General features: G+C 71.3%; 19 protein-coding genes. 6 read left to right on the forward strand and 13 right to left on the reverse strand.

Annotated features, from left to right (window positions below):
- Positions 1 to 65 precede the first annotated feature (65 nt).
- The gene (locus ACYBSK_RS24455; protein ID WP_460243331.1) at positions 66 to 1106 is read right to left on the reverse strand and encodes an oxidoreductase; all 1041 of its coding nucleotides are present in this window, start codon (positions 1104 to 1106) and stop codon (positions 66 to 68) included.
- 66 nt (positions 1107 to 1172) lie between these two features.
- Here ACYBSK_RS24455 and ACYBSK_RS24460 point away from each other — a divergent pair, with 66 nt between their 5' ends.
- Entirely contained in the window at positions 1173 to 2111 is a 939-nt protein-coding gene (locus ACYBSK_RS24460; RefSeq protein WP_460243332.1) for an FAD-dependent oxidoreductase, read from the forward strand.
- A 104-nt stretch (positions 2112 to 2215) separates the two neighbouring features.
- Here the strand turns inward: ACYBSK_RS24460 and ACYBSK_RS24465 are convergent, their stop codons facing one another.
- Genes ACYBSK_RS24465 through ACYBSK_RS24475 form a run of 3 tightly spaced genes read right to left on the reverse strand, consistent with a single transcriptional unit; the run spans position 2216 to position 7236 of the window.
- Complete coding sequence (locus ACYBSK_RS24465) at positions 2216 to 3931, reverse strand: BCCT family transporter (protein WP_460243333.1); 1716 nt, start codon at positions 3929 to 3931, stop codon at positions 2216 to 2218.
- Positions 3932 to 3970: 39 nt separating this feature from the next.
- A complete protein-coding gene (locus tag ACYBSK_RS24470; protein ID WP_460243334.1) occupies positions 3971 to 5254 on the reverse strand; it encodes a M14 family metallopeptidase in 1284 nt (427 codons plus the stop codon).
- Positions 5251 to 7236 carry a Xaa-Pro dipeptidyl-peptidase gene (locus ACYBSK_RS24475; RefSeq protein WP_460243335.1) on the reverse strand — a complete coding sequence of 662 codons (1986 nt, stop codon included), beginning with the start codon at positions 7234 to 7236 and terminating at the stop codon, positions 5251 to 5253. Before ACYBSK_RS24475 ends, ACYBSK_RS24470 begins: the two co-directional genes overlap by 4 nt.
- A gap of 202 nt (positions 7237 to 7438) precedes the next feature.
- Between ACYBSK_RS24475 and ACYBSK_RS24480 the strand changes: the two genes are divergently transcribed.
- On the forward strand, positions 7439 to 8914 hold the full coding sequence (locus tag ACYBSK_RS24480; RefSeq protein ID WP_460243336.1) for a M1 family metallopeptidase: 1476 nt from the start codon (positions 7439 to 7441) through the stop codon (positions 8912 to 8914).
- 36 nt (positions 8915 to 8950) lie between these two features.
- Here ACYBSK_RS24480 and ACYBSK_RS24485 read toward each other — a convergent pair whose 3' ends face one another.
- Positions 8951 to 10411 carry an MFS transporter gene (locus tag ACYBSK_RS24485; protein ID WP_460243337.1) on the reverse strand — a complete coding sequence of 487 codons (1461 nt, stop codon included), beginning with the start codon at positions 10409 to 10411 and terminating at the stop codon, positions 8951 to 8953.
- A gap of 206 nt (positions 10412 to 10617) precedes the next feature.
- Here ACYBSK_RS24485 and ACYBSK_RS24490 point away from each other — a divergent pair, with 206 nt between their 5' ends.
- Positions 10618 to 11265 carry a TetR/AcrR family transcriptional regulator gene (locus tag ACYBSK_RS24490; protein ID WP_460247089.1) on the forward strand — a complete coding sequence of 216 codons (648 nt, stop codon included), beginning with the start codon at positions 10618 to 10620 and terminating at the stop codon, positions 11263 to 11265.
- 122 nt (positions 11266 to 11387) lie between these two features.
- On the opposite strand, the gene ACYBSK_RS24495 is transcribed toward ACYBSK_RS24490, so the two are convergent.
- From ACYBSK_RS24495 to ACYBSK_RS24505, 3 genes are all read right to left on the reverse strand, one after another.
- On the reverse strand, positions 11388 to 12251 hold the full coding sequence (locus ACYBSK_RS24495) for an oxygenase MpaB family protein (protein WP_460243338.1): 864 nt from the start codon (positions 12249 to 12251) through the stop codon (positions 11388 to 11390).
- Positions 12252 to 12298: 47 nt separating this feature from the next.
- Positions 12299 to 12595 carry a hypothetical protein gene (locus ACYBSK_RS24500; protein ID WP_460243339.1) on the reverse strand — a complete coding sequence of 99 codons (297 nt, stop codon included), beginning with the start codon at positions 12593 to 12595 and terminating at the stop codon, positions 12299 to 12301.
- A gap of 80 nt (positions 12596 to 12675) precedes the next feature.
- Complete coding sequence (locus tag ACYBSK_RS24505) at positions 12676 to 14148, reverse strand: amino acid permease (protein WP_457479365.1); 1473 nt, start codon at positions 14146 to 14148, stop codon at positions 12676 to 12678.
- Positions 14149 to 14440: 292 nt separating this feature from the next.
- Between ACYBSK_RS24505 and ACYBSK_RS24510 the strand changes: the two genes are divergently transcribed.
- The gene (locus tag ACYBSK_RS24510) at positions 14441 to 15166 is read left to right on the forward strand and encodes a MerR family transcriptional regulator (protein WP_460243340.1); all 726 of its coding nucleotides are present in this window, start codon (positions 14441 to 14443) and stop codon (positions 15164 to 15166) included.
- A gap of 22 nt (positions 15167 to 15188) precedes the next feature.
- Here the strand turns inward: ACYBSK_RS24510 and ACYBSK_RS24515 are convergent, their stop codons facing one another.
- From ACYBSK_RS24515 to ACYBSK_RS24530, 4 genes are read right to left on the reverse strand one after another with little or no spacing between them, the layout of a single operon-like run.
- Positions 15189 to 17360 carry a 3-hydroxyacyl-CoA dehydrogenase NAD-binding domain-containing protein gene (locus tag ACYBSK_RS24515; protein ID WP_460243341.1) on the reverse strand — a complete coding sequence of 724 codons (2172 nt, stop codon included), beginning with the start codon at positions 17358 to 17360 and terminating at the stop codon, positions 15189 to 15191.
- A gap of 35 nt (positions 17361 to 17395) precedes the next feature.
- On the reverse strand, positions 17396 to 18610 hold the full coding sequence (locus ACYBSK_RS24520; protein WP_460243342.1) for an acetyl-CoA C-acetyltransferase: 1215 nt from the start codon (positions 18608 to 18610) through the stop codon (positions 17396 to 17398).
- 57 nt (positions 18611 to 18667) lie between these two features.
- Positions 18668 to 19810, reverse strand: coding sequence for an acyl-CoA dehydrogenase family protein (locus ACYBSK_RS24525; protein WP_460243343.1), 1143 nt, complete (start codon positions 19808 to 19810; stop codon positions 18668 to 18670).
- A gap of 8 nt (positions 19811 to 19818) precedes the next feature.
- A complete protein-coding gene (locus ACYBSK_RS24530; RefSeq protein WP_460243344.1) occupies positions 19819 to 20988 on the reverse strand; it encodes a CaiB/BaiF CoA transferase family protein in 1170 nt (389 codons plus the stop codon).
- A 263-nt stretch (positions 20989 to 21251) separates the two neighbouring features.
- On the opposite strand from ACYBSK_RS24530, the gene ACYBSK_RS24535 reads away from it, so the two are divergent.
- Both ACYBSK_RS24535 and ACYBSK_RS24540 read left to right on the forward strand, forming a co-directional pair.
- Complete coding sequence (locus tag ACYBSK_RS24535) at positions 21252 to 22010, forward strand: hypothetical protein (protein ID WP_457479371.1); 759 nt, start codon at positions 21252 to 21254, stop codon at positions 22008 to 22010.
- Between the two features lie 96 nt (positions 22011 to 22106).
- The gene (locus ACYBSK_RS24540; RefSeq protein ID WP_457479372.1) at positions 22107 to 23300 is read left to right on the forward strand and encodes a saccharopine dehydrogenase family protein; all 1194 of its coding nucleotides are present in this window, start codon (positions 22107 to 22109) and stop codon (positions 23298 to 23300) included.
- Between the two features lie 97 nt (positions 23301 to 23397).
- On the opposite strand, the gene ACYBSK_RS24545 is transcribed toward ACYBSK_RS24540, so the two are convergent.
- Positions 23398 to 24159 carry an endonuclease V gene (locus ACYBSK_RS24545; protein ID WP_460243345.1) on the reverse strand — a complete coding sequence of 254 codons (762 nt, stop codon included), beginning with the start codon at positions 24157 to 24159 and terminating at the stop codon, positions 23398 to 23400.
- Between the last annotated feature and the right edge of the window lie 15 nt (positions 24160 to 24174).

Raw genomic sequence — 24174 nt, forward strand, 5'->3', positions numbered from 1 at the left:
CCGATCAAGCCCCTCCGGCGATTGAGGAGCGGGGTTCGGGGCGGAGCCCCGGGGTGTGGGGTGGGTCAGTGGGGCATGGGGGTGGTCAGGACGGAGTCGGTGGTGCGGGCCACCAGGTAGGCGTCCCCCTTCGTCACCTTGGCGGCGAGCCGAATCCGGTGCCGCCCCGGCTCCAGGACCGCGTCGAAGACCTCATGCACATGGGAGCGGTAGAGACGGTCGAGACGGTAGGCCGTGAGACGGACACGGCACGTGGAGGTGACCTCCACCCCCGCCTCCCCGTCGGCCGCGACCAACCGCGTGAGCCGCCGCCGCGCCGCCGGACTGCGATCCAGCGCGCTCTCGATCTGGGCGACGAGGAGCGGAATGATCGGCGCCCAGCCGTCCACGTACGCCACGTCCGCCCCCGCCCGCTCGAACTCCCCCCGAACCGCCGCCCGTTGGGACTCCTCCACGGCGCGACCGAAGGCCACCACCTCGTACGTGCGCAGCTCCTCGGGCGGCACGCCGGCCGCGTCCTGCGTGATGTCCGCGCCGACCCCGATGGTCCGCAGCGCCGCCGCGAGTTTCGCGAGGACGGCGACGCGCGCGCCGATGAGCAGCACCTTGCGGCGCGGCGCCGGCGCGTCCGCCGCGTTCAGCAACTGGCCGAGCGCCGCCCGGTATTCGGCGGCCCGGAAGCGGAACGGGCCTATGCCGTGGTACCCGTTGAGCTCCAGGTCGGCACGCTCGTCGGTCTGCCACGCGAAGTCCCGCCACACGTAGGTCTCGCCATCGGCGCCGCCGTCCCGCTCGATGACCGCCGTCACCGCCCCGCACTCGATGCCCTCGCACTCGGGGCACCCGTAGATCACGCAACGGCCGTCGGGAAGGGGCGCCTCCGCCTCCAGGAGCAGGCGTTTGACGTGGTGGACGAAGATGGCGGGCGGGATGTCGGCGGCGAGCGGCGACACCGCGTCGAGGTCGGAGAGCTGGAAGAGCAGCGGGCGGCCGTCGACGATGAAGTCCATGAAGTCACGGTGGACTTGATAGTCCCCGTCCGCGAGGACGCCACCGGCGCGCATCGCCGGTGCCAGGCCGAAGGTCGCGTAGTCGTCGGCAGACATGTGGTGAGTATCCCCAGCGCGCACCCGGCCTGCGCACGGCATGGGACATTCCGTTAGCGTCCGGGGATGATCAGTGACAGCGGCAGTGAAGTGATCGTGGTCGGCGGCGGTGTGATCGGCCTGAGTACCGCCCTGGAACTCGTGCGGCGCGGCCGCCCGGTGCGCGTGTGGTCGCGGGACGCCGCCGAGCGCACGACCTCGGCGGTCGCGGGCGGCCTGTGGTGGCCGTACCGGATCGACCCGATGGAGCTGGTGGGCGCGTGGTCGCTGCGCTCGCTGCGGCGGTACGAGGAGTGGGCGGCGCGCCCGGAGGAGACCGGGGTACGCCTGGTCGACGGCGTACACGGGGATGCGCGTCTTGACGGGCTCGGGGCGTGGGCCGGTGAGGTGGCCGGGCTGCGCGACACCCCGGAGGGTCTCGCGGCGCGCCTCCCGCTGATCGACATGCCCGCCCATCTCGCTTGGCTGCGCGGCGAGTTGGGCGCTGCGGGCGTCACCGTGGAGGAGCGCGCCGTGGGCTCGCTCGACGAGGCGCTCGACGTCGCGCCGACCGTCGTGAACTGCACGGGACTCGCGGCCCGCGAGCTGGCGCGGGACGGATCCGTGCGCCCGGTGCGCGGCCAGTTGGTGGTCGTCGAGAACCCGGGCGTCGACACGTGGTTCACGACCGCCGACCCGGCCTCCGCGGCCACCACGTACTTCCTGCCCCAGCCGGGCGGGCTGCTGCTGGGCGGCACCGCCCAGGAGGACGACTGGTCGCTGGAGCCGGACCCGGCGACCGCCGAGGAGATCGTGCGGCGCTGCGCGCGGGTGCGCCCCGAGATCGCCGGGGCGCGGATACTCGACCACCGCGTGGGACTGCGCCCGGCGCGCCCCGCGGTGCGCGTGGAGCGTGAAGTCGCCGCGTCGGGGCGGGTGTTGGTGCACAACTACGGGCACGGCGGCGCCGGGGTGACGGTGGCGTGGGGCTGCGCGCGGGAGGCGGCCGACCTCGTCGAGGGCTGAGCCGGTCCCCGGTCGCGTACTGCCGGTACGGACGCGGAAACGGGTGGGGCGTGGTCCGAACCGGACCACGCCCCACCCGTTCGTACGCGGATGCCGATCGACGATCAGTCGTCGTGGTGCTTGCCGATCGGGTCTCCCTCGGTCTCCAGGCTGCTGCCGGGGCCGATCCGGATCTCGAACTCGCCGCCGTACTGCTCGTGTCCGGCGACGACCGCCTGCTCGACGACCTCGATGCCCATCTCGCCGCGGACCATCAGCGGGTCGCGGCGCAGGTCGCGCAGGAGCGCCCAGCACATGCCGATCATGACGATGACGAACGGCACGGCCACGAGGATCGTCAGGTTCTGCAAACCGGTGAGCGCGTCGCCGGAACCGTCGCCGATCATCAGCATGATCGCGGCCACGGCGCCGGTGACGACGCCCCAGAAGATGACGACGAACTTGCCCGGTTCGAGCGCGCCCTTCTGCGACAGGGTGCCCATCACGATCGACGCGGCGTCCGCGCCCGACACGAAGAAGATGCCGACGAGGATCATCACGAGCAGGCCGGTGACGGTGGCGATCGGGTACTCCTGGAGCACGCCGAAGAGCTGGGTCTCCGGGGTGTCCGCCCCGGCCAGCCTGCCGTCCTCCTTGAGGCTCATCGCCGTGGTGCCGAAGATCGCGAACCAGATGAGGCTGACGGTCGACGGCACGAGGATCACGCCGCCGACGAACTGGCGGATCGTGCGGCCCTTGCTGATGCGGGCGATGAACATGCCGACGAACGGCGACCAGGAGATCCACCACGCCCAGTAGAAGACCGTCCAGCTGCTCAGCCAGTCCGCGACGCCCTTGCCGCTGGACGCCTCGGTGCGGCCGATCATCTGCGGGAAGTTCTGCAGATACGCGCCGAGCGACGTCGGCAGCATGTCGAGCATCAGGATCGTCGGGCCCGCGACGAACAGGAAGAGCGCGAGCAGCAGCGCGAGCACCATGTTGGTGTTCGACAACCACTGGATGCCCTTCTCCACTCCGGAGACGGCGGAGGCGACGAACGCGACGGTGAGGACCGCGATGATGACGACGAGCAGGCCGGTGCTCGCCTTGTCCATCCAGTCGGCCGCCTCCAGGCCGGCGCCGATCTGAAGGGCGCCGAGGCCGAGCGAGGCGGCGGAGCCGAACAGCGTCGCGAAGATCGCGATGATGTCGATCACGCGGCCCCACGTGCCGTGCGCCCGCTTCTCACCGAGGAGCGGGACGAAGACCGACGAGATGGTCTGCCGCCTGCGCCGCCGGAACGTGCTGTACGCGATGGCGAGGCCGACGACGGCGTAGATGGCCCACGGGTGCAGGGTCCAGTGGAACAGGGTGGTGGCCATGGCGATTTCCATGCCCTGGGCGGCGTCGGCCGGGTCGGTGCCCGGCGGCGGCGTCGTGAAGTGCGCGAGCGGCTCGCTCACTCCGTAGAACATGAGGCCGATTCCCATGCCCGCGCTGAACATCATCGCGATCCACGAGACCGTGCGGAACTCCGGTTCCTCGCCCTCCTTGCCGAGAGGGATCTTCCCGTAGCGGCTCATGGCGAGCCAGAGGGCGAAGACCACGAAGCCGGTCGCGGCGAGCACGAACGCCCAGCCGCCGTTGTGCATCAGGCCGCTGAGGAGCGTGCTGGAGACGCTCTCGAGGTTGTCTGTGGCGGCGACGCCCCAGACCACGAAGGCCAGAGTGAGCACGGCGGTGACGCCGAACACGATCCGGTCCGTGGCGGGGCTCCGCTCGCCGGTCGCTCCCTCCTCGGGGATGGGTGCGTCGCTGGGAGTCTTCTGAGGGCTTGTCACCCCTTACGACCTACCACACCTGACACTCCAGTAACCCGATCAGCAGCGTGTGTCGGGCTCCGCTTCCGTCAAGTGGTAGGTCGCGCGCGCGTCGAGGAGCAACGCGACCAGTGCCCGCTCGGACTGTCCAAGGGGCACGAACGCACCCTTGCCCGATTTCCGGACGGTGATGCCGTGCAGCGCCAATTCGTCCCCGAACTCCGCGTATTGCGCCGCGCTCAACCGGTATCCGCAGGGCGGGTCCTGGATGATCTCGGCGGGTTCGGCGGGGTCGTTGTCGGCGCCACCGACATAGATCGGCCCGTCGTCCTCGAAGCCCTTGGCGCGGGCCGCCGAGGTGGCCTCCCGGATCGCGTCCCGGTGCTCCGCGGTGTACCGGAACAGGCCGCCCAGCGCCGCGAGTTGGGAGTCGCGGCGGCGCTGGTTGACGAGCGCCGGATCGGCCTCCTCCGCGGGGGTGTCGGGGTCGACGCGGCTCTCGATGAGCAGCCCCACGGAGTTCTTGACGCCGGACACGTTGCGCAGGATCCGCTCCTGCCCGTCCCCCGCGGTCTGCTTGATCGGTTCGCCGGTGACCGGGTCGGTCCAGATGCCGTAGGTGCCCGTGGAGTATCCGGCGCCCTCGGCGGCGGGCCGTACGTAGTCCAGGGACAGCGACTTCGCCTCGTCGTGGACGGCGTGGTCGGTGTTGAGGTTGCGCGGCCAGAGGTCGAAGAGGTCCTTGTCGTAGTACTCGGGGGTGGCCCCGTACTCGTGCAGGTCGTAGACGACGTCGGGCCGCCGGTCGCGGATGACGGCCGCCATGGCGCGCGCCTCGGCGGTCTGGAGGGCGATGTGGTCGCGGTTGATGTCGATGCCGTCGGAGTTGCCGCGGGTGTCGGCGGCGTTGCCGTCGGGGTTGGCGGTGGGCACGACGAGGAGGGTCGTCCGGGACAGGAAGGCTCGCGTCGCGCGGTCCTTGGCGTAGGCCAGGTCGCGGATCTTCGTCAGGCAGGCCTCGCGGCCGGACGGTTCGTCGCCGTGCTGGGAACAGATCAGCAGCACGGTCGTGGCGCCGCGGTGGGCTCCGACGCGTACGAGGTTCAGCGGGCGACCCTGCTTGGTCTCGCCGATGCGGGAGACGGACACCTCGGCGGAGGCCTTGTCGACGGTGGCGAGGAGTTTCCTCTCCTCGGGCTGGGTGGTCCAGCGGGCGCCGTGCGTCTCTTCGAAGCCGGTGCGGGGCGGGCCCGCGTCCGCTCCGGCGGGGACCGCCGTCACGGGGGGCACGGTGAGGGCCGCGACGGCGGCGGCCAGGGCGAGCGTGCGCGGACGTGCTCTCATCGGTTGCTGCCTCCCGGTACGGGGCGGTCGAGGCGGTAGGGACGCACGCCTTCGGCCGCGGGCGAGTGGGGGGTTGCGGTGACGGCGCCCGAGGTGGCGGACGCGAAGGCGGCGGCGCCGCCGACGACGGGGACGCGGGCGGCGGTGCGGGCGAGGTCGAGGCGCAGCGTCGGCCGGGTGGACGGCGGGTCGATCAGGCCCTGGTCGGTGCCGGCCACGACGAGGGCGAGCCGGTGCCCCTTGGGGACGACGTGGTCGGCGGCGGCCAGCCGGATCGTGAGGGTGTACGGCTTGCCGGGCGTGAGGGCGCTGCCGTGCTCCGGGTCGGTGGCGGTGCCGAGGTCGGCCCAACCACGACTGAAGACGGTCGAGTTGACGTCGGTGGTCGCGGTCGCGGTGTTGAGGAAGCAGGAGCTGTCGCCGCTGGTGCTCGGCCCCCAGCAGCTGCGGTCGGTGCCCGTGGTGATGCCCTCGCCGGTGCCGCCGTAGTCGCGGATCGTGGCGGGTCCGAGGTCGACGAGGACGGCGCTCAGGTGCGCGGTCGACGTGGACGGGGTCGCGGTGACCGTCACCTTGGAGGAGCCGGACAGGCGCAGGTCCTTGGTGAGCGGGCGGCTGAGGAATCCGGCCTTCTCGGCGGTCGGCTGCTCGATCCGGTCCGCCCAGTCGAGCTCGCCGAGGGCCGGGTCGTCGGTGAAGGTCTCGGTGCCGGAGCCGGTCTTGAGCCCCAGTGTCCCGACGCCCGCCGCGTCGCCCTTGGCGGGGCGCAGCGCGGTGGTGTCGGTGCCGCGCGGCGGCCACACCTTGTCGGTGGTCCAGCGGTCGGGGGCGCGCTCGATGTCGGCCATCGGCTCGCGGTCGATCCCGTTGGCGTAGCCGAGGAGTTCGTGGTCGAACCAGCGGTGCAGGGTGTCCACCCACGCGGTGCGGCGGAAGTCGAAGGGGTCGACGTGGCCGGTCTGGGACAGCCAGATCTTGCGGTCGACGCCGTTCTTGGCGAGGGCGTCCCACCACTGGCCGAAGTGCTTGGCGCGGACGTTGAGGTCCTGCATGCCGTGCACGACGAAGACGCTGGCCTTCACCCGGTCGGCGTCCTCGACGTAGTCGCGCTCCTGCCAGAGGCCGGTCCAGTCGCCGCTGCGGGGCGCTTCGTCGACGAGCCGCTGCTGCACGGCGGCGCAGCGTTCGCGTGCCGCCGGGCTCTCGACGTAGTCGGAGAGCCACTCGGGGCCCGAGTCGTAGAGCGGGGCGCCCTGTTGGAAGTAGTAGTCGTACCAGGAGGAGATGGCGCCGATCGGCACGATGGTCTCCAGGCCCTCGACACCGGTCGCGGCGACGCCGTTGGCGACGGTGCCGTCGTAGCTCTTGCCGATCATGCCGGTACGGCCGTTGGTCCAGTTGGCGGCGGCCTTCTGGGAGCCGGTCCTGGTGGTGTAGCCCTTGGCGCGGCCGTTCAGCCAGTCGACGACGGCCTTGGCGCTGCCGATGTCGTAGGCCCCGCCGACGTCGACACAGCCGTCGGAGCGGTTGGTGCCGAGCAGGTCGACGCCGACGAAGGCGTAGCCGCGGGGCACGAAGTAGTTGTCGTAGAACAGCGGCATCTGGACGACGTCGCCGCCTCCGTCGTACGTCTTCTTCTGGCTCTCGTTGCCGCGCCCGCAGCAGGAGTAGTACGGGCTGGCGTCCATGATCACGGGGATTTTGCGGCCCTGCGCGGCGGGTTCGCGGGGGCGGACGATGTCGACGGCGACCCGGTCGGTCTTCCCGTCGTCGTCCCCGTCGAGCCGGGTGTCGACCCAGACGGATTCGCGGATGGCGTCGGCGTAGGAGTACACGGGCCGGGACTCGGCCGGCCCGGCGGGGGCGGCCGAGGCGGTGGTGCCGGTGGCGAGGAGTGCGGTCAGCAGAGCGGTGACGGTCACGGCCGCGAGGGTTCTCCAGCGGCGTGGTCCGGGGTGGCTGCGTCTGGCAGGTATCGGCATGGCGCGGAAGGTACACGGGTCAATTGCCGGGCGACAGAGGGCCGGGGGCATCGAGGACAGGTCCGTGGGACGCGTGCGCACATGTCGGCCGGATGACGATCGTGTGGCTGGAGCGGCCATGGACACGACTGGGGTGCGAGGTGCTGAATAGGCTGCTGAGCAGTTCCTGACTGTCGTGCCACCCCTACGACTTGGAGTTCTCGTGCATCGCAGACTCATTGCCCCCGGCGCGCTCGTGGCCTCGTTGATGCTGGCGATCCCGGCGTCGGCGGCCGACTTCCGGCCGGGGGCGCCGGGCATCGGCGATCCGTACTACCCGGCGTACGGCAACGGCGGGTACGACGTCTCGCACTACGACCTGCGTCTGACGTACCAGCCGAGGACGGACCTGCTGGAGGGCACGGCGACGATCCTCGCCTCCTCCACGCAGGACCTGTCCCGCTTCGACCTCGACTTCGGGCTGACCGCGAGTGAGGTCCGGGTGAACGGCAGGAAGGCCGCGTTCGCGACGTCGGGCGAGCAGGAGCTGGAGGTGACTCCGGCGGCAGGGCTGCCGAAGGGCACGCCGTTCACGGTCGTGGTGAAGTACGCGGGCAAGCCGTCCGACGTGAAGCTGTGGGGCTTCACCTCGTGGCAGCGCACCCCGGACGGCGGTGTCGCGGCCAATGAGCCGGAGGCCGCCGCCTGGTGGTTCCCGTCCAACGACCATCCGCTCGACAAGGCCACGTACGACGTGTCGGTCGCGGTGCCCGACGGGACGCAGGCGATCTCCAACGGGACGCTCCAGTCGCAGAGTTCGAAGCTGGGGTGGACGCGGTTCAACTGGCGCTCGGCCCATCCACAGGCCACCTATCTGGCCACGCTCGCGGTGGGCAAGTTCGACATCACCACCGACAGGACCGCGGACGGGTTGCCGGTCGTCAACGCGTACAGCAAGGACCTCGGCGCGAACGAGGGCGCGGCGAAGGCGAGCGTCGAGCGGACCACCGAGGTCGCGGAGTGGCTGGAGTCGGTCTACGGGACGTACCCGTTCGAGGCGCTGGGCGGGTACGTGCCGAACGTGCCGTCGAGCTTCGCGCTGGAGACGCAGACCCGGCCGTTCTACTCGCCGAAGCAGTTCGCGAACGGGTCCAACGTGTCCGTGGTCGTGCACGAGTTGGCGCACCAGTGGTACGGCGACAGCGTCTCCGTGCGCGGCTGGAAGGACATCTGGATCAACGAGGGCTTCGCCCGGTACGCGCAGTGGCTGTGGTCGGAGAAGGAGGGCGAGGGCACGGCGCAGGAGCTCGCGGACTACGTGTACGCGCAGCATCCGGCGGACGACGCGTTCTGGACGGTGAAGCCGGGGGACCCGGGGCCGGAGAACCAGTTCGACCTGGCGGTCTACGACCGGGGCGCGCTGGCGGTGCAGGCGCTGCGCAACAAGGTCGGCGAGAAGGACTTCTTCGCGATCCTGAAGGGGTGGCCGCGCCAGTACGCGTACGGCAACGCGAGCGTCTCCGACTTCCGGGCGTACGCGGAGAAGGTGTCCGGGCAGCGGCTGCGCGGCCTGTTCGACACGTGGCTGTACCAGCCGTCGAAGCCGGCCGCACCGGCCGCGCGGGGAGCCGCTGAGCCGGTGCGGCCGCAGTCGTGGAAGCGGATCGCCGCCACGAACACGGTGCACGGCGAGCACTGACCGACCACGGTTCAGCGCTCACCCGCACCGGACGTCTCAGGCCGGCTCCTCGGTCGCGTGGGAGTCGGTGAGGGTGAGCGCGCCGCCCGCCGCGATCAGGCCGACGAGTACGGCGAGCACGGCGTAGGTGACACGCTCGCCGTGGAAGAAGGACTGCACGAGGTCGCTGCTCCAGACGCCCGCGGGCAGCTGGGTGGTGACCAGTGCGGCGATCAGGGTGCCGACGACGGCGGTGCCGACGCTGGTGCCGACCTCCTGGGCGGTGTCGTTGAGCGCGGTGCCGATCGAGGTGCGGTTCTCGGGCATCGCCTCGACCAGGGCGATGGCGCAGATGGTCATGACCGTGCGCAGGCCGATCGTCATGACGACCATGCAGGCCGCGATGACGGCGTATCCGTGGTCGACGCCCCAGGCGAGTCCGGCCAGCGCCACGGTCAGGCAGGCCGCGCCGACGAGACAGGCGACGCGGTGGCCGAACCGCTTGGCGAGCCACTCCGAGAGCGGGGTCGCCGCGATCATGGTCAGGATGAGCGGCAGGTTGGCGAGGCCGGCCCGCACGGGGCTCCAGCCGTAGGCGTACTGGAAGTGCAGGATCAGTCCGAACATCACGCCGGCCATCGCGACGGACGTGCCGATCTGGGCGAGGGCGGCGCCGCGCACGGTGCCGTTCGAGAAGATCTTGAGGTCCAGCATCGGGGCCCTGCTGCGGCGCTCGTGCCAGACGAACGCGAGGCCCGCGGCCACGGCGCCCAGGACCGAGCCGAGCGTGGCCACGGAGCTCCAGCCGTGCTCGACGCCGCTGGTCAGCGCGTAGCAGGCCAGGCCGATGGTGAGCACGCTCAGGGCGGCGCCCGGCAGGTCGAGTTTGTCGTCGGTGAGGTCCTCGCGCCGGTCGGGCGCGACACCGAGCCGCACGCCGATGGCCGCGATCAGCGCGATCGGCGCGTTGATCAGGAGCAGCCACTGCCAGCTCACGTGGGCGAGCGCGGTGCCGCCGAGCAGCGGGCCGAGGATGAACCCGGACATGCCGACGACGATCATCAGCGTCATCGCGCGCATCCGCAGCGCCTGGTCGTCGAAGAGCCGGAAGACGAGCGAGTTGGTGATGGGGGCCATGGCCGCGGCGGCGACGCCGAGTCCGGCCCGCAGGGCGATGAGCTGTCCGGTGGAGTCGACGGCGACGACGGCCAGGCTCAACACGCCGAAGACGGCGAGGCCGACCAGCAGGACGCGGCGGCGTCCGAGGCGGTCGGCCATGGATCCCGCCGTGAGCAGCAGGCCGCCGAAGGTCAGCGAGTAGGCACCGGTGACCCATTGCAGGGCGGTCGTGCCGCTGCCGAGGTCGCGGCCGATGGTGGGCAGCGCGATCGAGAGCAGCGTGTTGTCGACCATCTCGACGAAGAAGGCCAGGCAGAGCGCGGCCAGCGGGATCCACGCCGCGCGCAGTGATCCGTAGGTACGGGTGGGAACGGGCCCGGTTTCCGTGGTGGCAGTCATGACCGGCCTCCTTTCGGACGGAGAGCGCCGCGGTGGAGGCCACGGCGTTCAGCTATGGAACACGGTTCGATGTTCGAACGTGGTTCTACCATAGAACCATGTTCGATGAGGAGGCAAGCTGTGCTTGGATGGATGCCATGACTCCGCCGCCGACCCGCTCCGCCGCCGCGCAGTCCCCCCGGGGGCGCCGGCGCGCTTCGCACTCGATGGAGGCCGTGCTCAACGCGGCCGTGGCCGTGCTCGACGAGGCCGGCGGGTCCGCGCTGACGTTCCGCGCGCTCGCGGCCCGGCTCGGCACGGGCGTCGGCACGATCTACTGGTACGTCCAGAACAAGGACGAGCTCCTCGACCGCGCCACCGACCACGCGATCGGCGGGGTGCTGGCCGCCGTGGAGGAGCGGCGGGACAGCGACGACCCCATCGCCGACCTGCGGGCGATGGCCGTCGCGTTGTTCGACGCGATCGTGGACCGGCCGTGGTTGTCGGCGTACTTCATGCGCAACACCGATGTGCAGGGGAACTCACTGCGGCTGTACGAGCTGCTCGGGCGGCAGACGTTGCGGCTCGATCTCACGAAACGGCAGCGGTTCCACGCCGTTTCGGCGATCACGGGGGTGGTGGTCGGGACGGCGGCCGATCTGGGGATGGAGGTGCCTCAGCGGTTGCTGGACGGGGAGGTGGACCGGGAGGAGCACCTCGCGCAGTTCGCGGAGGCGTGGCGGCGGCTCGATGCGGAGGAGTTTCCGTTCGTGCGGGAGATCGTGGACGAGTTTGCGGGGCATGACGACCGGGAGCAGTTTCTCGCCGCGCTGGATTTGACGTTGGCGGGGTTGCGGTTGCAGGCCGAAGGCTGATGTCGGCGGGCCGTGGTTGCGGTCGCGGGGCTCCGCCCCGGACCCCGCTCCTCAATCGCCGGAGGGGCTTGAAATGCCCGCACCTCATTGCGGTCGCGGGGCTCCGCCCCGGACCCCGCTCCTCAATCGCCGGAGGGGCTTGAAAGGGCGGCTCCTGCCGAAGCTCGCGCCCTGCGGGCCATCGGGAGATACCTGAGGCGTTCCGGGAGTCTCGGTGTCGTCCAGCGGACCAGGGCCGCGAAGCGGCGCAGGTGGCGTTCCTGGCGGGGGGTCCAGGGGAGGCCGATGGCCTTCCTCGCCTCCGGTGGGAGCAGGCCCGTCGACAGGAAGCTCATCGCCCGGGTGAGGGCCGGGCGCAGCAGGGGCCACAGGAGCGTGAGGACCGGGTGGTGGCCCGGGGGCGGCGGGAGGGGGCGCGAGCGCGAGGTCAGTTCACGCACCACCGCGTTCCCCTCGACCTCCTCCGCGAGCATCTTGCGGTAGTACGGCCAGAACTCCGCGGGCGTCTGCGGCATGTCGCGGTCGTGGATGCCGAGGATGCGGCCGACCATCAGCCACTCCGCGTAGAACCGCGCGTCCTCCTCCGGTGTGAACGGGGTGGCGAAGTAGCGGCGCGCGTAGCGGGAGACGGGGTAGCCGGTGGCGTGGACCCAGGCGTAGTAGGCCGGGGTGAGGGCGTGGTAGCGGCGGCCGTGCGGGTCCGTGCCCTGGATCGTGCGGTGCAGTCGGCGCAGGCGGCGGCCCTCCTCGGCGGCGGCCTCTCCCCCGTACACCCAGAGCATGACGGAGGTCAGTGAGCGTGCGCCGCGGCCCCAGGGGTCGGTGCGGAACACCGAGTGGTCGTCGACGCCCGCGCCGACGGCGGGGTGCGCGACCTGGAGGACGAACGCGGCGGGCAGGGCCAGCAGGGCACGGACGTCGCCCGCGGTGTCCCAGAGGATGCCGCCGACCGGGGGCGGGGGCGGATCCGGATCGTGGTGCTTCATACGGGTGCTGCTCCTCGTGGCGCGTGCGGAGCCTGGGGGGCCCGTGATCAAGTATGCGTGTCCGGGCCGGGTGGGCGGGCGTCGTCGTCCGCGTACCGCTTCGCCAGGTCCGAGGCCAGTTCGGAGACGCAGGTGCACAGGTCCGTGAGCGCCGCCGCGGTCGGGGTCGCGCGGGAGGGGACCACGTGGGCCGGGTGCGGGGCCGGGGACGGTGGCGGGGGCGCCTTCGGTGGAGCGGGGGCGGTGCGGCGGCGGGCGGAGGAGAGCAGCGCCGTCGCCAGCGCCGCGGCCAGTGCGGCCAGATGACCGACCTTGACATGCACGTCCCACGGAACCAGGGCCATGCCTGTGTCCTACCCGAACGGCACGGGGCCCCAACGCACCGTGTGCGTCGGGGCCCCGTGGCGACGGTGGCGGGAGCCGCTCAGTCGCCGTCGGCCACCTTCGTCAGCTCCTCGGAGGCGAGGCGGTCGACGTTGCGCCGCACCCGGAACCAGCCGATGAAGAGCAGGACGCCGACGACCGGGATCAGCATGAGCGTCTTGCGGCCGGTCTCCGTGTCGTTCCACATGAGGACGAGCACGGAGAGCAGGAAGACGATCGTGACGATCTCCGTGACCGGGGAGAACGGCAGCCGGAACGTCGGGCGCTCGACCAGGCCCTGCTTGGCCCGGCGGACGAACGCCAGGTGGGCGACCATGATCATGACCCAGGTGCCGATGATGCCGATCGAGGAGATCTCGATGACGATCTCGAAGGCGTCGGCGGGCAGCAGGTAGTTGAGGCCGACACCGAGAACGCCGACCCCCGCGGTGAGCAGGATGCCGCCGTAGGGGACCTGGCTCTTGTTCATCCTGGCGGTGAACTTCGGGGCGGAGCCCGACATCGCCATGGAGCGCAGGATGCGGCCCGTGGAGTAGAGGCCGGAGTTCAGCGAGGACATCGCCGCGGTCAGCACGACCATGTTCACGATGTCGCCGACGCCGCTGACCCCCAGCTTCGAGAACAGCGTCACGAAGGGGCTCTCGCCCGCGGTGTACGAGGTGGCTGGCAGCAGCAGCGCGAGCAGCAGCACCGAACCGCAGTAGAACAGGCCGACGCGCCACATGATGGAGTTCACCGCGCGCGGGACGATCTTCTGCGGCTCGGCGGTCTCGCCCGCCGCGACGCCGACCAGTTCGAGGGCGGCGTACGCGAACACGACGCCCTGCATCACGAGGACCACGGCCATGGTGCCGCTGGGCATCCAGCCGCCGTTGTCCGTGATCATGTTCAGGCCCGGTGTGTGGCCGTCGACCGGGTGCTGGGTGGCGACCAGGAAGATGCCCACGAACAGGAAGGCCACGAGGGTGGCCACCTTGATGATCGAGAACCAGAACTCCATCTCGCCGAAGTACTTCACGGAGACGAGGTTCACGGCGAGCACGACGGCGAGCGCGATCAGGGCGAGCACCCACTGCGGGATGCTCGTGAAGGCGCTCCAGTACTGCGTGTACAGGGCGACGGCGGTGATGTCCGCGATGCCCGTCATCGACCAGTTGAGGAAGTACATCCAGCCGGCGACGTAGGCGCCCTTCTCACCGAGGAACTCGCGCGCGTACGACACGAAGGAACCGGATGAGGGGCGGTAGACGACCATTTCACCGAGGGCGCGCACCACGAAGTACGCGAAGATCCCGCAGATCAGATAAGCGAAGACGAGGGCGGGGCCCGCGTCGTGCAGCCGGCCGCCGGCGCCCAGGAAGAGTCCGGTGCCGATCGCGCCGCCGATGGCGATCATGTTGATGTGGCGGCTCTTGAGGGCCTTGCTGTAGCCGGCGTCGCCCGCGTCGGCGGGCGCCCGGGAGGCATCTGTGCGCGATGCGTCCACGGCCGTGTTGACGGCGTCCTTGCTCACGAAGGGATGTCCACTCTGTGGTGCCCGGCGACGTGGGGGCCGCCGGGGTCCGGAAAGTGCTGCGGCCCGCATCACCCCTGACGGTGTGCGGACCGACGGTGCACCTTCCCCCAAAGATCGCTCGCGATGCGGTGGCGGAGATCACATAGCGGCGCTTCTCACATGGCGACACGCCTCTGGACAGGGAACCGGACGGGGCATATGGAGCCTCTCCGGCGATTGCGGCGGTCGTCTTTCACAACGTCGGTGTATCAGCAATACTGTTGAACCCGAAGCGCAGCGAGAGGCGGAGATGACGACGGACACCGAGCACGCCGCCGGGGCGCCCGCGTCGGCTCCGACGCTGACCGTCGACGAACTGGCGGCCCACGCGGGCGTCACCGTGCGCACGATCCGCTTCTACAGCACCCGCGGCCTGCTGCCGCCGCCGGCGATCGGCCCGCGCCGCGTCGGTCACTACGGGCCCGACCACGTCGCCCGGCTCGCGCTCATCGAGGAGTTGCAGCACCAGGGCATGACGCTGGCCGCGATCGAGCGCTACCTGGAGCAGCTGCCGCCCGACCTGAGCGCGCAGGACCTGGCCATCCACCGTGCGGTGGTGGCGAGTTGGGCGCCGGACACGGTCGAGACGCTCACCCGCTCCGACCTGGACCGGCGCGCGGGCCGGGCGCTGACCGAGGAGGACCTGGCGCGGCTCGGCGCGATGGACGTCCTCACGCGGGAGGCCGACGGCACCTACCGCTGCGACACCGGTCAGCTGCGCCTGGGGGCCCAACTCCTCGACGTACCGCTGTCGTTGGACGCGATCCTGGCCTCGCGCGAGGTGCTGGTGGAGCATTCGCGCGGGGCGGCGCAGGAGCTGGCCCGTCTGTTCAGCGACGAGGTGTCGCAACGGGCCGAGCAGGACGTGAAGTCCCTGTCGGCCCATATGCAACCGCTGGTCGTGCAGGCCCTGTTGACCGCGTTCCAGCGCTCGCTGAAGGAGGAGCTGCGGGAGGCGTTCCGCACCGAGCGGTGACCGCCTCCCGCACCCGGGACGGTCAGTCCTTGAACGTCTCGCCCTTCTCTGCCTTCTCCACGAGCAGCGCGGGCGGCAGGAACCGGTCGCCGTACCGCTCGGCCAGCTCGCGGGAGCGGGCGACGAAGCCGGGCAGCCCGCCCTCGTAGCCGTTGATGTACTGGAGGACGCCGCCGGTCCAGCCGGGGAAGCCGATGCCGAAGATGGAGCCGATGTTGGCGTCGGCGACGGACGTGAGGACACCCTCCTCGATCAGGCGCACGGTGTCGAGCGCCTCCGAGAAGAGCATCCGCTCCTTCATGTCCTCGAACGGGATCTCCGTGCCCGGCTTGGTGAAGTGCTCGCGCAGCCCCGGCCAGAGACCGGCGCGCTTGCCGTCCTCGCCGTACTCGTAGAAGCCCGCTCCCCCGCTGCGGCCCGGCCGCCCGAACTCGTCGACCATCCGGTCGACGACCGCCTCGGCCGGGTGCTCCTCCCAGGTGCCGCCGGCCTCGACGACCGCGGCCTTCGTCTCCTCGCGGATCTTGCGGGGCAGGGTGAGGGTCAGCTCGTCCATCAGGGACAGCACCTTGGCCGGGTAGCCGGCCTGTCCCGCGGCCTGCTCGACCGACGCGGGCTCGATGCCCTCGCCGACCATGGCGACGCCCTCGTTGATGAAGTGCCCGATGACGCGCGAGGTGAAGAAGCCGCGCGAGTCGTTGACCACGATCGGCGTCTTGTTGATCTGCCGTACGAGGTCGAAGGCGCGGGCGAGGGCCTCGTCGCCGGTGCTCTCGCCCTTGATGATCTCGACGAGCGGCATCTTGTCGACGGGCGAGAAGAAGTGCAGGCCGATGAAGTCGTCCTGCCGCTCGACGCCCTCGGCGAGGGTGGTGATGGGCAGCGTCGAGGTGTTGGAGCACAGCAGGGCGTCGGGGGCGACGATGTCCTGGATCTCCTGGAACACCTTGTGCTTGAGCGACGGGTCCTCGAAGACGGCCTCGATGACCGCGTCGCAGCCGGCCACGGCCTGCGGGTCGGAGGCGGGCGTGATGCGGGCGAGCAGCGCGTCGGCCTTCGCCTGCGTCGTACGGCCGCGCTTGACGGCCTTGGCGCACAGCTTCTCGGAGTACGCCTTGCCCTTGGCGGCGGCCTCGTCGGTGACGTCCTTGAGGACGACCTCGATGCCCGCGCGGGCGCAGGAGTAGGCGATGCCGGCGCCCATCATGCCGGCGCCGAGGACGGCGACCTTCCGCACCTTGCGGGTCTCGATGCCCTGGGGGCGGTTGGCGCCCGAGTTCACGGCCTGGAGGTCGAAGAAGAACGCCTGGATCATGTTCTTCGCGGTCTGGCCGGTGACCAGCTCGGTGAAGTAGCGGGCCTCGATGGCGAGGGCGTTGTCGAAGTCGACCTGGGAGCCCTCGACGGCGGCCGCGAGGATGTTGCGCGGCGCCGGGTAGGGGGCGCCGTTCAGCTGCTTCCTGAGGTTGGCCGGGAAGGCGGGCAGGTTCGCGGCGAACTTGGGGTTCGACGGGGTGCCGCCGGGGATGCGGTAGCCGGGCCTGTCCCAGGGCTGCTGGGACTCCGGGTTGGCGTCGATGAACGCCTTCGCCTTTTCCAGCATCTCCTCGCGGGTGGCGGCCACTTCGTGGATCAGGCCGTTCTCCAGGGCGCGCTGCGGGGCGTACTGGGTGCCCTGGAGCAGCACCTTGAGGAGCGCGTCGGCGATGCCCATGAGGCGGACGGTGCGGGTGACGCCGCCGCCGGCCGGGAGCAGGCCGAGGGTGACCTCGGGCAGGCCGATCTTCGAGCCGGGCGCGTCGAGGGCGACGCGGTGGTGGCTGGCGAGGGCGATCTCGTAACCGCCGCCCAGGGCCGCGCCGTTGATGGCCGCGACGACGGGCTTGCCGAGGGTCTCGATGCGGCGCAGCGAGTTCTTGATGCCGGTGCCGGTCTCGAAGACGGACTGGGCGTCCTCGGGGCCCGCCTTCATCATGTCCTTGAGGTCACCGCCCGCGAAGAAGGTCTTCTTGGCGGAGGTGTAGATGATGCCGCGGATGGAGTCGCGCTCCGCTTCCGCGCGGTCCGCGATCGCGGCGATGGAGTCCTTGAACGCCTGGTTCATGGTGTTCGCGGACTGGTTGGGGTCGTCGAGGACGAGGGTGACGATGCCCGTCTCGTCCTGCTCCCAGCGGATGGTCGTGCTCTCGGTCATCTGCATGGCTCCGTAAGGGGTTTCGGGACGAGGGGTCAGACGCGCTCGACGATGGTGGCGATGCCCATGCCGCCGCCCACGCACAGCGTGGCCAGGCCGTACCGCTTGTCCTGGCGCCCCAGTTCGTCGACGAGGGTGCCGAGGATCATCGCGCCGGTGGCGCCGAGCGGATGGCCGAGGGCGATGGCGCCGCCGTTGACGTTGACCTTGTCCAGGGACAGGCACATGTCCTTCACGAAGCGCAGCACGACCGCCGCGAACGCCTCGTTGATCTCGACGAGGTCGATGTCGTCGATGGTCAGCCCGGCCTTGGCGAGCGCCTTGCGGGAGGCGGGCGCCGGGCCGGTGAGCATGATGGTCGGCTCGGAGCCGGAGACGGCCACCGAGACGATGCGGGCGCGCGGCGTGAGGTCGTAGCGCTCGCCGATCTCACGGGAGCCGATGGCCACCAGCGAGGCGCCGTCGACGATGCCGGAGGAGTTGCCCGCGTGGTGCACGTGGTCGATCTTCTCGACCCAGTGGTACTTCTGGAGCGCGACGGCGTCGAAGCCGCCGAGGTCGCCGATGTCCTTGAACGACGGCTTCAGCTTGCCCAGGGAGTCGGCGGTGGTGCCGGGGCGCAGGTGCTCGTCGTGGTCGAGGACGGTGAGCCCGCTGCGGTCCTTGACCGGCACGATCGAGCGCGTGAACCGGCCGTCCTTCACGGCGGCCGCGGCGCGCTCCTGCGACAGGGCGGCGTACTCGTCGACGTCGCGGCGCGAGAAGCCCTCGATGGTGGCGATGAGGTCGGCGCCGATGCCCTGCGGCACGAACCCGGTCTCGTAGGCGGTCATCGGGTCCATCGCCCAGGCGCCGCCGTCGGAGCCCATCGGGACGCGGGACATCGACTCGACGCCACCGGCGAGGACGAGGTCCTCCCAGCCCGAACGGACCTTCATCGCGGCCAGGTTGACGGCCTCCAGGCCCGAGGCGCAGAAGCGGTTCTCCTGCACGCCGGCGACCGTGTCGGGCAGGCCGGCCGCGATGGCGGCGATGCGCGCGATGTCGGAGCCCTGGTCGCCGACGGGGCCGACGACGCCGAGCACGATGTCGTCGATGGCGGCCGGGTCGAGGCCGGGGAAGCGGGTCCGGATCTCGTGGATCAGGCCGACGACGAGGTCGATCGGCTTGGTGCCGTGCAGGGAGCCGTTGGCCTTGCCGCGGCCGCGCGGGGTGCGGATCGCGTCGTAGACGTACGCGTCTGTGGTCACGGGAGGTGCCTTTCGAAGCGGCGGAACAGAGGGTGTGCCGGAGGGTGGTGTGCGGGGTCAGGACAGCAGCGAACGCCCGATGATCTCCTTCATGATCTCGGTCGTGCCGCCGTAGATGGTCTGGATGCGCCCGTCGGTGAACGCCTTCGCGACGCGGTATTCGGTCATGTAGCCGTAGCCGCCGTGCAGTTGGAGGCAGCGGTCGGCGACCCGCTTCTGCAGTTCGGTGGCCCACCACTTGGCCATCGACGCGTGCACGGCGTCGAGTCGCCCGTCCGAGTGGTCCTCGATGCAGCGGTCCAGGAACGTGCGGGTGACGGCGCACTCGGTGGCCATCTCGGCGATCTCGAAGCGGATGTGCTGCTTCGTGGCGAGCGGCCGCCCGAAGGCCTCGCGCTCCTTCACGTACGTCGTGGTGATCTCCAGGAGGTGTTCGGCGGCGGCGATCGCGGCGACGGCGATGCCCATGCGCTCCTGCGCGAGGTTCGTCATCAGGTGCACGAACGCGCCGTTGAGCTCGCCGAGGAGGTTCTCCTTGGGCACCTTCACGTCGTTGAAGAACAGCTCGGCGGTGTCCTGGGCCTTCTGGCCGATCTTGTCGAGATTGCGGCCGCGCTCGAAGCCCGCCATGCCGCGCTCGACGACGAGCAGCGACAGGCCGTGCGCGCCGCCCTCGGGCGTCGTCTTGGCGACGACGATGACGAGGTCGGCGAGGATGCCGTTGGAGATGAAGGTCTTCGACCCGTTGAGCAGCCAGTGGTCGCCCTTGTCCTCGGCGGTGGTGCGGATGCCCTGGAGGTCGGATCCGGCGCCGGGTTCGGTCATGGCGATCGCGGTGATCAGCGAGCCGTCGCAGAAGCCGGGCAGCCAGCGCCGCTTCTGCTCGTCGGTGCCGAGCGAGGTGAGGTACGGGCCGATGATGTCGTTGTGCAGGCCGACGGCGAGGCCGGAGACGCCCGCGCGCGTGAACTCCTCGGCGAGGACGGCCGGGTAGCGGAAGTCCGCGTTGCCGCCGCCTCCGAACTCCTCGGGCACGGCGAGCCCGAGGAGTCCCTGGCGCCCGGCGGCGAGCCACGCCTCGCGGGAGACGACGCCGTCCTTCTCCCACTGCTCGTAGTGCGGCGTCACCTCCTTGGCGAGGAAGGTGCGCACGGTCTCGCGGAACGCCTCGTGCTCGGCGCTGAACAGGCGTCGTTCCATGCTCGCGATCAACTGCCTTTCTTGGTGGGCTCGTTCAGGGCCGGTACGTCCCAGTCGAGCGCGACGTCTGCGGTGTCGGCGCCGGGCCGGGCGGGTCCCGAGTGGACGCTGGTGGGGGTGGCGGAGAAGCGCGGCGCGGGCGCCGGCTGGGTGAGGCCGCCGTGCTCGACGAAGGTGCCGCGGGCGGCGAGGTGCGGGTGGTGCGGGGCCTCGCGCAGCGAGAGAACGGGCGCGACGCAGGCGTCGGAGCCCTCGAAGACGGCCGTCCACTCGTCGCGCGTGCGCTCCTTGAAGCGCGCGGCGACGGCCTCGCGCAGCTCGCCCCAGCGGGACAGGTCGCCGCGCGCGTCGGCGGCCTCGCCGAGCCCGAGCAGCTCGGCGAACTGGGCGTAGAACTGCTGCTCCAGGGCGCCGACCGCCATGTACTGGCCGTCGGCCGTCTCGTACGTGCCATAGAAGGGGGCGCCGCCGTCGAGGAGGTTGGCGGCGCGCCGGTCCTGCCAGCCGCCCGCCGCGAGCATGCCGTGGATCATCGTGCTGAGGTGCGCGGTGCCGTCGACGATCGCGGCGTCGACGACCTGTCCGGTACCGGTGTCGCGGGCGTGGTGGAGGGCGGCGAGGACGCCGACGACCAGGTAGAGGGAGCCGCCCGCGTAGTCGCCGAGCAGGTTCGCCGGGGCGACGGGCGGGCGGTCCGGGTCGCCGGTCAGGCCGAGGGCGCCGGTCAGCGCGATGTAGCCGAGATCGTGTCCGGCGCGCTGGGCGAGCGGGCCCTCCTGGCCCCAGCCGGTCATCCGGCCGTAGATCAGCTTCGGGTTGCGCCGGTGGCACTCGGCGGGTCCGACGCCGAGCCGCTCGGCGACGCCCGGCCGGTAGCCCTCGATGAGCACGTCGGCGCGCGCGGCGAGGTCGAGCACCCGCGCGGGTCCGTCCTCGGCCTTCAGGTCGACGACCACGGAGCGCTTGTTGCGGTTCGTGACGTCGTACTCCGGGGGCACCCCGAGCGCCTGCCCGCCGGGCCGGTCGACGCGTACGACGTCGGCGCCGAGGTCCGCGAGGAGCATCGCGGCGAAGGGGCCGGGGCCGATCCCGGCCAGCTCCACCACGCGCACCCCGGCGAGCGGACCGCCCTGCCGGCCGCCGCGTCCGCCACCGGTCTCCGTGCCTGCCACTGCCATTCCGCACGCCCCCAGCTTGTGACACAACTGATGTAACACCAGTGATGCTATGAACCCGCGCGCATCGGCACAAGCCCCTGGCGAGCAAGCGCTTAGCCAATTTCCGCCGTCGCGGGAAGGCCGGGGGCCACCCGGCCGGTCACTGCCGCCACAAGTGATCAGTCCCGTTCCGGTGACCACCTGAATCAACGGGGTATTCGGGGATTTCCCACGGAAGTTACTCACAAATCGGCCGGATTCGAACGGATCCGTAAGGAGACAAAATGGGGCACGGCAAGCGCGCAGTGGCTCTGACGGTGATCGCCGGAATCTCGGCCCTCGGGCTCACGGCATGCGGCGGCAGCGACGGCAAGGGCTCGGACGACCCCTTCGCGGGCAAGAGCGCGGACCGCATCGCGGCCGACGCGGTGAAGGCGACGCGACAGGCCGACTCGATGCACGTGAAGGGCACGACGCAGCAGAAGGCGGGCGGAAAGGTCACCGTCGACCTCACCGTGGACCAGAGCAAGAACTGCGAGGGCACCGTCTCGATGGCCGGCGCGACGGCCGACGTGCGACATCTCGACGGCACGCTCTACCTGCGGGGCGACGAGAAGTACTGGCAGACGTCGCTGAAGGGCCAGCCCGAGGCCGCGAAGATCGTGCCGAAGCTCAAGGACAAGTGGGTGAAGACCCCGGCGGACGACTCCATGACGCAGGGCCTGTGCGACAAGCAGGGGCTGGTCGCGTCGATGGACGAGGACAAGTCCGAGCGCAAGGGGATGAAGAAGGCCGGGACGACGGAGGTGGGCGGTGAGAAGGCGGTCCGGCTGACGAAGAAGGCCTCCGGGGGCGAGACGCTGTCGCTGTACGTCGCCGCCGAGGGCAAGCCGTACATTCTGCGCACCACGTCGAGCGGCGGGCAGAACCCGAACAGCGCCACCTTCAGCGACTACGACAAGAAGGTGCGCCCCGAGGAGCCCTCGGCCGACGAGACCGTCGACCTCAAGGAGATCGCCGCGGCCTCCGCGAAGCGCGCCTGACCGGGCGCCGGGACGGAGGGGCCCCGCTGCCGCCGCCCCACCCCGCACGCTAGCCTCGGCCACCGACAACGGCGCGCGACGCAGGTGAGGGGTGTCATGAGCAAGACGGACACGGCAGCGGGCAGGACGTACGACGTGGTGCTGTTCGGGGCGACGGGCTTCGTGGGGGTGCTCACGGCCGAGTACCTCGCGGCGCACGCACCCGAAGGGCTGCGCTGGGCCGTCGCCGGGCGCGACACCGTACGTCTGGAGCGGCTGCGCGAGCGGCTGACCGAGATCAACCCGGAGTGCGCGGTGCTCCCGCTGGTCCGCGCGGACGTCGCGGACCGGGCGTCGCTGCGCGAACTCGCCGCCAACGCGCGCGTGGTGGCGACGACCGTCGGCCCGTACCTGGAGTACGGGGAGGGTCTCGTCGCCGCGTGCGCGGAGGCCGGCACGGACTACGTGGACCTCACGGGCGAGCCCGAGTTCGTGGACCACATGTACGTGCGGCACGACGCCCGCGCGCGCGAGACCGGCGCCCGCATCGTGCACGCCTGCGGGTTCGACTCGATCCCGCACGACCTGGGCGCGTACTTCACGGTCAAGCAGCTGCCGGAGGGCGTCCCGCTGCGGATCGACGGCTTCGTGCGGTCCAACGCGACGTTCTCCGGCGGCACGTTCGCCTCGGCCCTGAACCAGTTCTCGCGGGCCCGGCAGATGCTCGCCGCGCAGGCGGAGCGGCGCCGCCACGAGCCGCGCACCGTCGAGCGCACGGCGTACGCGCCGACCGGCACCCCGCGGTTCGCCAAGGAGGTCGGCGCCTGGGCGCTGCCGCTGCCGACGATCGACCCGCAGGTGGTGCAGCGCTCGGCGCGGGCCGTCGCCCGCTACGGCCCGGACTTCCGCTACCGGCACTACGCCGCGGTGAAGACGCTGCCGTTCGCGGTGGGCGGCGTCGTCGGGATGAGCACGCTGTTCGCCGCGGCCCAAGTGCCGCCGGTGCGGCGGTGGTTGAGCGGGCGGATGAAGCCGGGCGACGGGCCGGACGAGGCGCGCCGGGCCAAGAGCTGGTTCTCGGTGCGGTTCGTGGGCGAGGGCGGCGGGCGCCGCGTGTACACCGAGGTGTCGGGCGGCGACCCCGGTTACGAGGAGACCGCGAAGATGCTCGCCGAGTCCGCGATGTGCCTCGCCCAGGACGAACTCCCGGACACCGCGGGGCAGGTGACGACGGCCGCCGCGATGGGCGACGCGCTGATCGAGCGGCTGACGAAGGCCGGGATCACGTTCCGGGTCGCGGCCGAGCGGTGAGAGCCTGTGAACAAACCCCCGTCGTCCGCCCGAAGGGCGGGCGCTGCGGCGTCCGGTGCGTGCGATCGCAAGGCGCCGGAGCGTCCTAGTAGCGGAGCTACTCGGGCGGTTCGGCAACGCCGCGAGCGTGCGTGCCGGACGTCGCAGCGCAGACGGGGGTTTGTTCACAGGCTCTGAGCGCGGCGAGCGCGTCCCGGCACAGGCGGTCGGCCCTCCTGGTCGTCTCCGGGACGCGGTACCTCGGCGTGAGCGCCAGCGTCTGCGCGCACGCCGTGTCGAGCGAGATCCGGTGGCCCACGGAGACGTACACCGGTTTCACGCCGTCCTGGGTGCGCAGGGCGCGGCCGACCTCCTCGGCGCCGTCGAGCAGCGGCGCCGCGCTCCCCCGGCGCTCGCCCAGCGCCCCGTGGGAGAAGACGAACGGGTTCTTCGCGACGCCCATGGTGGGCAGTCCGGTGAGCACGCCGAGGTGGCTGGCGAGGCCGAAGCGGCGCGGGTGCGCGAGGCCGTATCCGTCGCAGACGACGAGCCCCGGGTCCGTGGTCAGCGCCTGAAGGGCGCCGAGGACCGCCGGGATCTCGCGGAACGCCAACAGGCCGGGTACGTAGGGGAAGGCGACGTCGCCGACGGCCGTCGCCTCCTCGACCACGGCGAGGCTCGCCGCGTCGAGGACGACGGCGGCCGCGGCGACGACGCCGCGCTCGTCGTCGTAGGCGACGTCGATCCCGGTGACCGTGCCGGTGCCGGGCGGCGGTCCGGCCTCGCCGAGCACGACACGGCCGCGCAGCGCGTCCTGCACGCCGCGCGCCGTGTCCTCGTCCGCCGGCCAGCCGTCGGGGATCCCCGTGATCGTGGTCATGCCCCGACCTTAGGA

Source organism: Streptomyces sp. BYX5S, assembly GCF_054724165.1.

What these genes read in the sequence shown, in the direction of transcription:
- ACYBSK_RS24455 (WP_460243331.1), bottom strand. Translation starts at nt 1,106, where the DNA reads ATGTCTGCCGACGACTACGCGACCTTCGGCCTGGCACCGGCGATGCGC.
- ACYBSK_RS24460 (WP_460243332.1), top strand. Translation starts at nt 1,173, where the DNA reads ATGATCAGTGACAGCGGCAGTGAAGTGATCGTGGTCGGCGGCGGTGTG.
- ACYBSK_RS24500 (WP_460243339.1), bottom strand. Translation starts at nt 12,595, where the DNA reads ATGGCCCTGGTTCCGTGGGACGTGCATGTCAAGGTCGGTCATCTGGCC.
- ACYBSK_RS24510 (WP_460243340.1), top strand. Translation starts at nt 14,441, where the DNA reads ATGACGACGGACACCGAGCACGCCGCCGGGGCGCCCGCGTCGGCTCCG.
- ACYBSK_RS24495 (WP_460243338.1), bottom strand. Translation starts at nt 12,251, where the DNA reads ATGAAGCACCACGATCCGGATCCGCCCCCGCCCCCGGTCGGCGGCATC.
- ACYBSK_RS24485 (WP_460243337.1), bottom strand. Translation starts at nt 10,411, where the DNA reads ATGACTGCCACCACGGAAACCGGGCCCGTTCCCACCCGTACCTACGGA.
- ACYBSK_RS24545 (WP_460243345.1), bottom strand. Translation starts at nt 24,159, where the DNA reads ATGACCACGATCACGGGGATCCCCGACGGCTGGCCGGCGGACGAGGAC.
- ACYBSK_RS24540 (WP_457479372.1), top strand. Translation starts at nt 22,107, where the DNA reads ATGAGCAAGACGGACACGGCAGCGGGCAGGACGTACGACGTGGTGCTG.
- ACYBSK_RS24530 (WP_460243344.1), bottom strand. Translation starts at nt 20,988, where the DNA reads ATGGCAGTGGCAGGCACGGAGACCGGTGGCGGACGCGGCGGCCGGCAG.
- ACYBSK_RS24475 (WP_460243335.1), bottom strand. Translation starts at nt 7,236, where the DNA reads ATGCCGATACCTGCCAGACGCAGCCACCCCGGACCACGCCGCTGGAGA.
- ACYBSK_RS24525 (WP_460243343.1), bottom strand. Translation starts at nt 19,810, where the DNA reads ATGGAACGACGCCTGTTCAGCGCCGAGCACGAGGCGTTCCGCGAGACC.
- ACYBSK_RS24535 (WP_457479371.1), top strand. Translation starts at nt 21,252, where the DNA reads ATGGGGCACGGCAAGCGCGCAGTGGCTCTGACGGTGATCGCCGGAATC.
- ACYBSK_RS24490 (WP_460247089.1), top strand. Translation starts at nt 10,618, where the DNA reads ATGGAGGCCGTGCTCAACGCGGCCGTGGCCGTGCTCGACGAGGCCGGC.
- ACYBSK_RS24470 (WP_460243334.1), bottom strand. Translation starts at nt 5,254, where the DNA reads ATGAGAGCACGTCCGCGCACGCTCGCCCTGGCCGCCGCCGTCGCGGCC.
- ACYBSK_RS24515 (WP_460243341.1), bottom strand. Translation starts at nt 17,360, where the DNA reads ATGACCGAGAGCACGACCATCCGCTGGGAGCAGGACGAGACGGGCATC.